Annotated in this window: 11 protein-coding genes; 4 read left to right on the top strand and 7 right to left on the bottom strand. The window is 40.4% G+C overall.

The features are described from left to right. The first annotated feature begins 88 nt into the window (after positions 1 to 88). Entirely contained in the window at positions 89 to 622 is a 534-nt protein-coding gene (locus tag HMPREF0023_RS04305) for a DUF962 domain-containing protein (RefSeq protein ID WP_008941283.1), read from the top strand. A 69-nt stretch (positions 623 to 691) separates the two neighbouring features. On the opposite strand, the gene ychF is transcribed toward HMPREF0023_RS04305, so the two are convergent. From ychF to HMPREF0023_RS04270, 7 genes are all read right to left on the bottom strand, one after another. Next, positions 692 to 1,783, bottom strand: coding sequence for a redox-regulated ATPase YchF (gene ychF / locus HMPREF0023_RS04300; RefSeq protein WP_004639352.1), 1,092 nt, complete (start codon positions 1,781 to 1,783; stop codon positions 692 to 694). Positions 1,784 to 1,882: 99 nt separating this feature from the next. Next, positions 1,883 to 2,542 (bottom strand): methionine ABC transporter permease, encoded by a 660-nt coding sequence (locus HMPREF0023_RS04295; RefSeq protein ID WP_008941282.1) that lies wholly within the window; start codon positions 2,540 to 2,542, stop codon positions 1,883 to 1,885. Beyond that, on the bottom strand, positions 2,523 to 3,593 hold the full coding sequence (locus HMPREF0023_RS04290) for a methionine ABC transporter ATP-binding protein (protein WP_017396094.1): 1,071 nt from the start codon (positions 3,591 to 3,593) through the stop codon (positions 2,523 to 2,525). The genes HMPREF0023_RS04295 and HMPREF0023_RS04290 overlap by 20 nt, the downstream gene beginning before the upstream one ends. Before the next feature lie 11 nt (positions 3,594 to 3,604). Further along, positions 3,605 to 4,435, bottom strand: coding sequence for a MetQ/NlpA family ABC transporter substrate-binding protein (locus tag HMPREF0023_RS04285; RefSeq protein WP_008941280.1), 831 nt, complete (start codon positions 4,433 to 4,435; stop codon positions 3,605 to 3,607). Between the two features lie 24 nt (positions 4,436 to 4,459). Beyond that, the gene (locus HMPREF0023_RS04280) at positions 4,460 to 5,872 is read right to left on the bottom strand and encodes an LLM class flavin-dependent oxidoreductase (RefSeq protein ID WP_008941279.1); all 1,413 of its coding nucleotides are present in this window, start codon (positions 5,870 to 5,872) and stop codon (positions 4,460 to 4,462) included. Beyond that, positions 5,872 to 7,095 carry an SfnB family sulfur acquisition oxidoreductase gene (locus HMPREF0023_RS04275; protein ID WP_017396093.1) on the bottom strand — a complete coding sequence of 408 codons (1,224 nt, stop codon included), beginning with the start codon at positions 7,093 to 7,095 and terminating at the stop codon, positions 5,872 to 5,874. Before HMPREF0023_RS04275 ends, HMPREF0023_RS04280 begins: the two co-directional genes overlap by 1 nt. A gap of 13 nt (positions 7,096 to 7,108) precedes the next feature. Next, positions 7,109 to 8,320 carry an SfnB family sulfur acquisition oxidoreductase gene (locus HMPREF0023_RS04270; RefSeq protein ID WP_008941278.1) on the bottom strand — a complete coding sequence of 404 codons (1,212 nt, stop codon included), beginning with the start codon at positions 8,318 to 8,320 and terminating at the stop codon, positions 7,109 to 7,111. Positions 8,321 to 8,678: 358 nt separating this feature from the next. Between HMPREF0023_RS04270 and HMPREF0023_RS04265 the strand changes: the two genes are divergently transcribed. The 3 genes from HMPREF0023_RS04265 (at position 8,679) to HMPREF0023_RS04255 (ending at position 11,632) form a co-directional block, all read left to right on the top strand. Next, on the top strand, positions 8,679 to 9,449 hold the full coding sequence (locus HMPREF0023_RS04265; protein ID WP_008941277.1) for a glutathione S-transferase family protein: 771 nt from the start codon (positions 8,679 to 8,681) through the stop codon (positions 9,447 to 9,449). A gap of 235 nt (positions 9,450 to 9,684) precedes the next feature. After that, entirely contained in the window at positions 9,685 to 10,068 is a 384-nt protein-coding gene (locus HMPREF0023_RS04260; protein ID WP_004639344.1) for a hypothetical protein, read from the top strand. Between the two features lie 103 nt (positions 10,069 to 10,171). Beyond that, positions 10,172 to 11,632 (top strand): aminoacyl-histidine dipeptidase, encoded by a 1,461-nt coding sequence (locus HMPREF0023_RS04255; protein ID WP_008941276.1) that lies wholly within the window; start codon positions 10,172 to 10,174, stop codon positions 11,630 to 11,632. Positions 11,633 to 11,962: the final 330 nt, after the last annotated feature.

Below are 11,962 nucleotides of genomic sequence, written 5' to 3'. Positions count from 1 at the left end.
TTTAGTTCCATTTGTCAGCTACATGACAACTTTGTCTTTTGTTTTCTTATAGATTAATAACATATAGAAGTAATCGGAGAAATGAAAAATGACAAATTTGGAACGTCTACTAAGTCAATACGCGGCTTATCACTTAGATCGAAATAATATTTTGACCCATTTTATAGGGATTCCTTTAATTGTTTTTTCAATTTTATGCTTAACTGCTCGCGCTGGCGTGGAAATTTCTAGCGTTTCAGTGACTTTGGCATCGATACTGATCCTATTAAGTACGATTTACTATATTTCACTGGATAAGCTATTTGGGATTTTAATGCTGATTATATTTATTGCAGTATATCCACTTGCCATAAAAATAGCAGCATTACCGATGTGGAGTTGGTTAGGAGCAAGTATTGGTATTTTCGTAGTGGGTTGGGTATTTCAATTCATTGGGCATTATTTTGAGAAGAAAAAACCCGCATTTGTTGATGATTTGATTGGATTAGCCATCGGACCATTGTTTGTTTTAGCTGAATTTATTTTTATGCTGGGTTTCCGCAAACCATTACATCAGCGTATTTTAAAAGAAGCACAAATGAAACGTGCTGAAATGGATATGAAAACGCAAACTATCACTTAATATTGTGTTGAATGAATAAAAAAACCGCCAATCAGGTCAAATTGGCGGTTTGGAAATCAAAACTTTGATTTAAACGTTGAAGCGGAAGTGAAGAACATCACCGTCTTGAACGACATAAGTTTTACCTTCTAGCCGCCATTTTCCTGCTTCTTTCGCGCCGTTTTCACCGTTGTATTGAATAAAGTCATCGTAAGAAATACATTCAGCACGAATAAAACCTTTTTCAAAATCAGTGTGGATCACACCAGCAGCTTGTGGCGCAGTCGCACCCACTTTAACTGTCCAAGCACGAACTTCTTGTACACCTGCAGTGAAATAAGTTTGTAAGCCAAGTAAGCTATAGCCCGCACGAATCACTACGTTTAGACCTGGCTCTTCCATACCCATTGCTTCTAAGAATTCAGCACGGTCTTCATCTTCAAGTAATGAAATTTCAGCTTCGATCTGATTGCAAAGTGGTACAACAATCGCATTTTCTTCAGCAGCAAGTTTTTTTACTGCGTCAAGATGAGGGTTATTTTCAAAACCATCTTCTGCAACGTTTGCAATATACATAGTTGGTTTAAGTGTCATTAAACCAAAACCACGAACAGCTTTACGTTCGTCATCAGAAAGATCAGCAGCGCGAGCTGGTTTACCTTCGTCAAGTAAAGGTTGGATTTTTTCTAAAGCTGCTTTGGTTGCGATTGCTTCTTTATCGCCACCTTTTGCTGCTTTAGTTAAGCGTAGTAATGCTTTTGCAACAGTATCAAGGTCAGCAAGTGCAAGTTCAGTATTGATGGTTGCGATGTCATCTAATGGGTCAATTTTACCATTTACGTGAATCACGTTTTCATCTTCAAAACAACGTACTACGTGTGCGATTGCATCAGTTTCACGGATGTTAGCAAGGAATTGGTTACCCAAACCTTCACCTTTTGAAGCACCAGCAACCAAACCTGCGATATCAACGAATTCCATGGTAGTAGGAATAACACGTTGTGGTTTAACAATTGCTGTAAGTTTGTCTAAACGTGGATCTGGAACAGGGACAATGCCTGTGTTTGGTTCAATGGTACAGAACGGAAAGTTTTCAGCAGCAATCGCTGCCTTTGTTAATGCATTAAATAATGTAGATTTACCTACGTTTGGCAGACCAACAATACCGCAATTAAAACCCATGAAACCACTCACAAATGTATTATTTAAAAATTGCTGCTGATTTTACATGAAAGCCATGACAAAGTCAGGTCATGGCGAGTGCGGTTTTTTATTTCGAGCTTAAACTTTGCGTTTATCGAGTTGTTTAGCAATATTATCACCTGTCGTTTGTACCAACATAACCAAAACAATCAGAACTAAAATCACTGCCAGCATGACTTGCATATCAAAACGTTGATAGCCGTAACGATAGGCAATATCGCCCAAACCGCCTGCACCAATCGCACCTGCAATGGCAGAAGAACTGATCATGGTCACAATGGTCACGGTAAAGCCTGCAACAATCCCCGGCAAAGCTTCAGGAAGCAATACATACCAAAGAATCTGCTTGCGGTTACAGCCCATCGCTTGTGCTGCTTCAATCAACCCTTGATCGACTTCACGTAGGCTGACCTCCGCAATACGGGCGAAGAACGGAATAGCAGCGATGGTCAACGGTACAATCGCAGCCAAGACACCGTAACTGGTGCCGACGATCCAGCGGGTAAATGGAATCAGAGCCACCATCAAAATCAGGAAGGGGACTGATCGAGTGATGTTAATGATCCAGCCTAAGGACTGATTAATTTTCTTTGAAGGATAAATCCCAAAATCAGCAGTACTCACCAAAATCAAAGCAATTGGCAGACCAATCAAAAAGGCGAGAATCGCAGAAACACCGACCATAATTAAAGTATCGGTAGTGCCTGTGAGTAACAGATCAATGAGTTGATTGTACATAACCGATCACCTCAAGTTGTGTTATTGCAGGATGTTTTGCAAATTGGGCGCTGTTCAGATTAAAGTCGAGATTGCGAATCCCGATGATCAATGAGCCGATGGTACGCTGCTGAATGCTATCTACCTGACTGTGATAGACCTGAACGGGGCTATTAAAGCCATCCAATAGTTCATATAAATCAGGCACCGATTTCGATTCACTGACATATTTCAATTTTAAAATCTGATGCGTACTCTCAGGCAAAATGGTTTGGCTCAACTCAAAGGGTAAATTCACCTGTTCAAAGTTGAGTAATTCCTGTGTGATTTGTTGTTGTGGATTGGAAAATACTGACCAGACTTGCCCAGCTTCAACGATTTTACCCTGATCAATCACAATCACTTGATCGCAAATTTCTTGGATGACCTGCATTTCATGGGTGATCAAGACAATGGTTAAACCAAGGTCACGGTTGATCTGTTTTAATAAGGACAGAATATTGGCGGTACTTTCAGGATCCAGTGCGGAAGTGGCTTCATCACAGAGCAGGATTTCAGGCTGAGAAACCAAGGCCCGCGCGATACCAACCCGTTGTTTCTGTCCACCAGACAGTTGAGCTGGGTAATCATTTCTCTTTGCTTCTAATCCCACCAACGCCAGTACCTCACTGACCTGTTGTTCAATCTCAGCTTTGTCATAACCCGCAATACGTAGCGGTAAAGCCACGTTTTCCCATACTGTTTTGGCAGACATCAAATTAAAATGCTGAAAAATCATGCCAATTTTCTGCCGAGTTTTGATCAACTCGGCATGGCTGAGTTCAGCAATATTTTGTTGATGAATCAGGATGCTGCCAGTATCAATTGACTCCAGTCCATTGAGGGTGCGGAGTAGGGAGGATTTACCCGCACCGCTTTTTCCAATAATCCCAACAATCTGTGCTTTGGGAATATCGAGATGAATGTCTTTTAAGGCATGTAAGCGTTGGCCCTGTACCTCATAAAACTTATTTAAACCGCGTATTTTCAGATGTGGGGCTGAAAAATCGACCTGTGAACCAAAACTCACCATCATCGTTCTCCTTATTTCCAACCAGGGAACCATAGCGTTGGACCAAAATCGCTATCCAAGGCCGCTTTCACTTTTGCTGAGTTTTGATAAATCTCGACAAACTTCTGTAGTTTGTTGTCTTTGTCCTGATAATCATCACGCACCACAAATAAAATCGCATAACGTTTATTGGTATTGTCATCAAACAATAAGGCACTTTCAGGATCAGCCGTTTTGGCTAAACGTAAGTAATGTGGATAGCCAAAAGCGAGATCAACATCATCAATAGCACGTGCAGTTTGAGGGCCTTCAACTTCGGTAAATTTCAGGTTCTTCGGATTTGCGGTAATGTCTTTGAGTGCAGAAAGGTGATTATTACTGTCTTTAAGTTCAATCAGCTTGGCTTGTTGTAAAAGCAGGAGTGCACGACCTTGATTGACAGGATCATTCGGAATCGCAACAGTTGCACCATTTGGCAGTTCATCAAAACTTTTATATTTTTTTGAATACAGTCCAACATGCGAAGCTGCACCCGCAGCAAATGACTTTAATTTAAAGCCAGTTTCTTTAATGGCATTATCTAAAAAGGGCTGATGCTGGAAAAAGTTCGCATCAATATCACCATGATTTAAGGTAATGTTAGGCGTATTCCAGTCGGAAAACTCAACCAATTTGACATTTAAACCTTGCTGTTTGGCTTCATCCGCTGCAATTTGCAGTGGGTGAGCAAAAGAAGGGCTAATTCCAATCACCAGTTCACTACTTTGGTTCTGTCTTTGTTTATTCCAAATCAATAAGGTAATAATCGCAACAACAACGACCAAGCCAATACCGAGCCATTTTTTAGAGGCTGTTTGAGCCATATATTTCTCCAATTCTTTATTTAGTTAAGCACTTAGGTTTTCAATTATTTTCAATTCGTTGCTATTTTTATATTTGCTACATCGGAACTGATCAGCAGGATGGCTGGCAGCTAAATGGTCCCCTTGGGCAAAAAGCTTATTGCGTAATGAACCTGTGGCATATTCAGTTTTATAACGTCCACGTTGCTGTAACTCAGGGATCACCAGTCGAATGAAATCATGGTGTGATTCAGGTGCAACCGTACGAGTTAGGTTAAAACCATCAATGCCAGTTTGATCGAGTAGTTCAATGAGATATTCAGCAACTTCAGCACCACTGCCAACAATAAGCGGATAACGTCCACCCAAAACATGCTGTGCTTTCAGATCATTTTTGCTGATGCGCTGTTCTTTAAACTTCTCATTAACGGAAGCAATGCTATTGCTCTTTTGATAGGGAATCGCTTCATCATCCTCAAACTTAGCAAGGTCGATGCCGACGGAACTGGCATAATGCGCTAATCCTGCTTCAGGGCTGGCATATTGACGATATTCAGCCAGTTTTTGCTGGGCAAGTTCATGTGTTTCAGCCACAACCACGGTAATGCCGACAAAGATTTTAATCGCATCTTGATCTCGACCTTGCTGTGTTGTTTGTAGACGTATTTTATTGACTTGTTGACGAATCTTTTCGGGTTGATCACCACCAATAAAAATACATTCGGCATGACGCGTGGCAAACTGTAGTCCTTTCGGTGAAGCACCTGCTTGGAAGAGTGTTGGGGTACGTTGAATCGAAGGCGCAACTTGAAACACACCTTGGCTTTGGTAATATTGACCTTGATGATTGATCAAGTGGACTTTATTGGGGTCAGTAAAAACACGCTGTTGCTTATCTTTCTTTAAGGCGTCATTTTCCCAGGAACCTTCCCAATATTGATAGCAAAGCTGTAAGAACTCCTCGGCCTGATCATAACGTGCATCATGATCTTTTAAGCCTTTTTGTCCAATCAGGCGTTCGGCACTGTCCAAATAGCCAGTGACAATATTCCAGCCCAAACGACCTTGGGTTAAATGATCAAGACTGGCAAAACGCCGTGCAAACTGGTAGGGCTGTTCGTAGCTGAGATTGACTGTGACACCAAAACTCAAATTTTGCGTGACCAAAGCCATGGCTGAAATCAGGGTAGAGGGATCATGGCTGGGTAACTGGATCGACTCTTTTAAGGTCAGATCAATCCCATTCTGATAGACATCATAAACACCTGTAATATCTGCAAGGAATAAGCCATCAAACAAACCTTGTTCTAAAGTTTGTGCCAATTCAGTCCAATAATTCAGTTCATTAAAGCGATGTGATTGATCACGCGGATGCGTCCATAAGCCATGATTTATATGACCGACGCAGTTCATATCAAAGGCGTTCAGTAAAATTTTCTTTGCAGTCGTTTGAGTCATTACAATGTCCCCCGACGTGGAGGCAGAATGCCATTCAACACATAATTACCGATGAAGTAATATTTCCAGCGTGCAGCATCATGCAAGGTGTGTACACGTGCATTACGCCAATGACGATCAAGACCATCAGCACGTTGACTGCCACGGCTGCCAGCTAATTCAATCAATTTCGATGATGCCTTTAATGCAGTTTCAGTACTATGCGCACGTACTTTTGCCACATCAATCGATGCTCTGGCTAATGTCTCAGGATTAAGATCCTGTTTGGCGATATCGACAGATCGAGCTGCTTGTTTAAGGAGTAATTCGCTGGCTTTAACATCGGTTGCCACACGACCCAGCTCAGATAGAGTTAAGGGATCTTGAGTGGCGGAATCAATATTGGCATCAATCCAAGGGCGGGCGACACGCACACGTTCTAGTGTTTCTTCAAAAGCTGCACGGGCAATGCCGACTTCAATCGCTGCATGCATGATTTGAGCAAATGGGCCAACCAAAGACAGTTGCTTAAACGCAGTATCAAAAGCAATCACATCCTCTTTGGCAACAAAGACCTGATTAAATTTGACTGTACCACTGCCTGTGGTACGTTGCCCAAAGCCAGACCAGTCATCAATCAGTTCTAAGCCTTCACTATCACGTTGCACAAAAGCCAGAAACTCATTACCCGTTTCATCCACCACTAAGGTTGGAATACGATGTGCAAACAGACTACCGGTGCAATAAAACTTTTCTCCTTGAATCAGATAACCGTTTTCGCTTGGAATTAAGGTGGTTTGTTTATGTGCGGAAGTGCGGGTTTTAAATTCCGCCAGCGCATTACCGAAACGTGCACCTTGTAATACTTCTTGATAGAGGCGTTTCTTTTGCGCTTCCGTACCAGTATTGCGTAATACTTCCAATGCATAAAAATGGTTTTGTGGAATCTGACCGATTGAACCATCCGCACCACTAAACAGCGCAATCACTTTAGCTACGGTTAGGCTGGAAACTTCTGCACCACCGTACTGTTTAGGTACGGTAATTGCCCATAAACCTGACTGGCTATACGCTTCGATTTCTGTAAAGGGCAAGTCCCGATTTGCATCGCGTTCCACCGCATTTTGTTTAAACTGCTGACTTAGTTGTGTGGCAATCTCCAATGCTTCTGCATCGCTTTGAATAATATGTGCCGCTTTTAAATGGGGCTTGGCAAAACCTTGTAATTCTTGATAAGAGGTCATGATGATTTGCTCCTTAAATCCAGGCATGGCGGGCAGGGTGTGTACCATTGAGGTAATAGTCACCAATGGCATGGAATTTCCAACGCACAGGATCGTGTAAGGTATGTACGCGAGCATTGCGCCAATGCTGATCAAGATTATGTTGGCTTAGGCTGGCACGACTTCCACCAAGTTCGAGTAATTTTTCTGAGATATGCAGGGCAGCATCATTGGCATAGATCTTTGCTTCTGCTACTAAAATAGAAGCGCGCGCGGCTTGTTCGGCAGAAATCTCAGTAAGTTGATCAAGTTCATCTAGATATTCTGCTGCCTCATCCAGTAATAAAATGGCTGCATCGAGCAGGATATTGAGCTTACCAACTTCTTGTAAGGTGTAATGTTCTTCACTGGCTTTTTCTACGCCTGCATCAATAATGGGGCGTGCTTTACGAATGCCGGATAAAGTGTCATCAAAAGCTGCTTCGGCGATGCCAACATCAATTGCAACCTGTAAAAGTTGTGAATAAGCACCGCGTACATTTGGGGTGTCGGCAATAATGCGTTCATCAAAAAATAGGGCCGGATCAACGACAACATTGCGTAGTTTTACTGTTCCACTGGCTGTAGTACGTTGACCAAAGCCATTCCAGTCATTAATCACTTCAACGCCCGAAGCATGTCGATCAACGATCGCCAATACGGTATAGTCATCTGGATGTAATGCGCGAATCGCTAACCAATCTGCAAAACTGGTTCCTGTAGAGTAAAATTTTTCCCCGTTTAAAAAGTATTGTCCATTTTCCAACGTTATCGTGGTTTGAATGGCTTTGGTATCTTTGGAGTTTTTTTCAGGCCCACCATTGGCAATGCGTTTGCCTGCCAGAATTTCAGAGTAGATAAACTGCTTTTGAGTCTCTGAACCGGTGATATTTATAAAATTGAGTAGTCCGAATTGGTTTTGTGGAATTTGACCTACATTGGCATCGGCTTTACTCAAAATACGAAACACATGGGCCAAACTCTTGTTGGAGACAAAAGCACCACCATATTGTTTTGGAATACGAATACCGCCTAAACCCTTTTGACTAAACTGATTGATTTGTTCCGTTGGCAAAATACGATTTTGGTCTCGTTTATTTCGTTCTTCTAATGCAAAGTCAGCAACTTGATAGGCAGCATTAAAGGTCTGCTGATCATTTAAAATCAGTTGTACTGGAGTTTGGATCACTGATGGATTACTGGACATGTAAACACCTCTAATAGATAAGAGGGACTTTACATAAAAATTACTTTTCAACTAAATTAGAAGTTTTGACTTAGATATCATAATAATTATTAAGCATTTTTTTTGAGAAAAAGCACATAAAAAGTAATATGGAATTTAATGGTAAAACAAATATTTAACTCTTTAAGACTTTTTCTTAATTCTTAAGGTCTATACATTTATGAAGTAAATGAATATTTTCACCTTAAAAACATATAAATATTTTTAGCCAAAATTTAAAAAAGATAGAGCAAAAACGACATTGTAATCATTCACTTTTACTTCTAAAGTATCAAAAAGCTTATGTTTGATCGAATAGAAAAATAAATTTGGAGTGTTTATGCGGGTTTTATACCAATTTCCTTTATCTCATTATTGTGAAAAAGCTCGCTGGTTGCTAGATCATAAAGAATTGGATTATGTGGCACATAATTTAATTCCGGGTTTTCATCGTGCGTTTACTTATTTGAAGTCTGGGCAAAACTATTTGCCGATGTTGAAGGACGATAAGCAGTGGATTGCAGATTCAACGCAAATCGCTCTGTACCTTGACAGTACATATCCTGAGCATGCCTTACTACGGCGTGATGAACAATTACGTGAACAAGCTATTGAAATAGATGCGCTTGCAAATGAATTGGGTATTCATGTACGTCGATGGTCATTGGCACAAGCACTTTCCACTAGTGACCATCCACTTGAAATTATGATGGGAGAGCAAGGTTATTTGCGTCAATTTGAGAAATTTTCAAAACCAATTCTTAAGAGTTTGGTGGCTTCAAATTATCAATTAAATCCAGAAAAAGTCGCCCATTCCAAAGTACGTATGACAGAGTTAATTACGGACTTAAATCAGCGTTTGATTGACAATCAAGGGCGTTATCTTGTGGGTGATCGTTTAGGATTGGCAGATATTTCCGTTTGTTCCATGCTTGCGCCATTGTTGGTGATTAAGGGAACGCCTTGGGAGTTGGAAAATGATGGCGTTGATCAATTTGGTGGAGAGTTAAAAGAATATTATGACTATTTGTTAGATCTTCCGATTGGACAATATGTACAACGCATTTACTCAACTGAACGTAATGCCCGTGTGGATTGGCGCGGTCTTTAACCTGTTTTTCAATTTAGATCTAATGATTAAACTGAACATAAAATGTTTGGTTTAATTGATTAGATGAACGATAAGAAGATGTACATATCTAATCAGGTCGAAATTTATCAAATTAATAAAAGAAGTAAGACAATCGGCTAATCAATAAAACACAATTGTATATATAATAATTCATACCGTACGAGTCGGTTTTAAGCTGTGATCCAGCTAAAAACATAAAAATAGAGGGAATACCATGAAAACATTGCAATTTATAGCAGATTGCCCTAAACATGGGTTAATTGATCATCCGCCTAATGAATGCTATATCACGCAAGAATATGTGGCTGCATTGTTATATAAACAATTAGAACAATACGGTTTTGATGCCCAACATATGCGCCATGAACATGAAAAAATTGAAGTGCGTATCGACAATCATCAGCTGCCACTTTCTATTCTGTGTTCACAGCAAGATTCTGAAGGCCATATTTTGTGTGAGATCACAGCAAATCCTCAGCAAGAACAAGCTTGGTTTGAAAAGATCGAGACACAAAGCATTATCCGTCAATTGGCCCAAGCTGTTGAAAATAGTTTAAAAGCTGAACATAGTTTTTCTAAATTTGTATGGAAAAGCTAAGTTAGTTTTCAACATGTCATCTTAAATGAAGTGATTTAACATCATGACCGTTTCGGTGTATGGTGTATATTTGCTTAAACGCTTTATTTGAGAGTATATGTGCATGATACAGGTCGATTTTTCTAAATTATCTCCCCAAATGGTTTGGCGACATTTTGAGACTTTGTGCACGATTCCTCGACCATCAAAACATGAACAACAATTACGACAGCATCTTAAAGATTGGGCGGAACAGCGCAACCTAGAAACCTATGTCGATGATATTGGTAATCTGATTATTCGAAAAGCTGCCACAGCTGGTAAAGAACAAGCTGCAGGTGTGATTTTGCAAGGGCATCTGGATATGGTGACTCAGGCAAATCGTGGTACGCAACATGACTTTTTTAAAGATCCGATTCGACCTGTATTAAAAGATGGCTGGTTGATTGCTGAAAATACCACGTTGGGTGCAGATAATGGTATCGGAGTTGCACTGGCGTTGGCGGTATTAGAATCAAATGATATTGCACATGGGCCGATTGAAGTACTTTTGACGATTGATGAAGAAGCGGGAATGAGCGGTGCTCGTTTACTTGAATCGGGTATTTTAACGGGGCAATGGTTATTTAATATTGATACCGAAGAATGGGGCGAACTCTATCTTGGTTGTGCTGGGAGTATTGATATTGAAGTACAACAGCCTATCCAATATCAAACAGCACCTAGTGATTTAATTTATGTGGATTTATTTGTGTCAGGCTTAAAAGGTGGTCACTCTGGTGTTGATATTCATCTTGGTCGTGGTAATGCCAACGTGATTTTAGCCAATTTCTTAAATGATTTTTTAACACAATCAAATGGTCGACTGGTTGAATTTGTCGGTGGAACAGCGCGCAATGCCATCCCACGTGAAGCGGTAGCAACCATTGCAATTAAAACAGAGCAATTAACTGAGTTAGAATATGCCGTTGCAGCTGTACAAAAAGAATGGCAAATAAAATTACAGGGCATTGATGATCAGTTACAAATCACCGTACAAGAAAATGTTAATCAGATAAATGAAGTTATTATCTTGCAACAGCAAAAAGCATGGTTACAAGCATTGGCAACTTGTCCATATGGTATTGCCCAGTGGAGTAGTGCTTTAGCTGATGTGGTTGAAACCTCAAATAATATCGGTGTGGTCAAATTGACTAAAGATGAGGCGAAGACTTTAATTATGGTTCGTTCTATGGTGAACCAAGAAGCACTAACATTTGCCCAGAATATCCAACAGCACTTTGCCAATTTTGAAATTCAGTCTGAGTTAACGCCGTTGGTGTCGGGTTGGACACCAAATCCAGATTCTGCTGCATTGAAATGCTTACAACAGGCTTATCAGAGCGCATTTGAAATTGAACCGAACTTGAAAGTGATTCATGCGGGCTTAGAGTGCGGCATTATTGCTGAACATTATCCAGATTTGCAGATGGTGTCTTTTGGCCCAGATATTCAAGGGGCACATGCGCCGGGTGAGCGGGTTAAAGTCGATACTGTAGAGAAATGCTGGAAGTTGTTGGTGACGGCTTTGGAATCTGTAAAATAAATTTTCATAGTAAAGAAGCTCTTTGTTGAGCTTCTTTCATCTGCTCGGCATTTATCATTTAATTTATAGGTGTTGTGATGATTCCGTAAGCATTGAAAATATCACGCCCTCCTTTGTTAGTTCTATACTATTTATTTCGAAGTTACCTATTTTGTATACTTCCAAAGTTTTGTTGAAAAGAAAATCTAACTTTTGAAAACTAGTTGAAGTAATAGAATTGCACGGTAATCCCCCTAAAAATAAAAACCTATTCTAGTGTAAGATAAATTGAATGCGAAAGGCTTTTGCTGCTTCACGCCAGCAACGAAATACCACCAATGACAGCGACCG

Origin of the sequence: Acinetobacter sp. ATCC 27244 (assembly GCF_000156555.1) — a bacterium.
Taxonomy (GTDB): Bacteria; Pseudomonadota; Gammaproteobacteria; order Pseudomonadales; family Moraxellaceae; genus Acinetobacter; species Acinetobacter haemolyticus.
The sequence above is the reverse complement of the archived record's forward strand: the minus strand, read 5'-3'. Positions and strand labels throughout refer to the sequence as shown.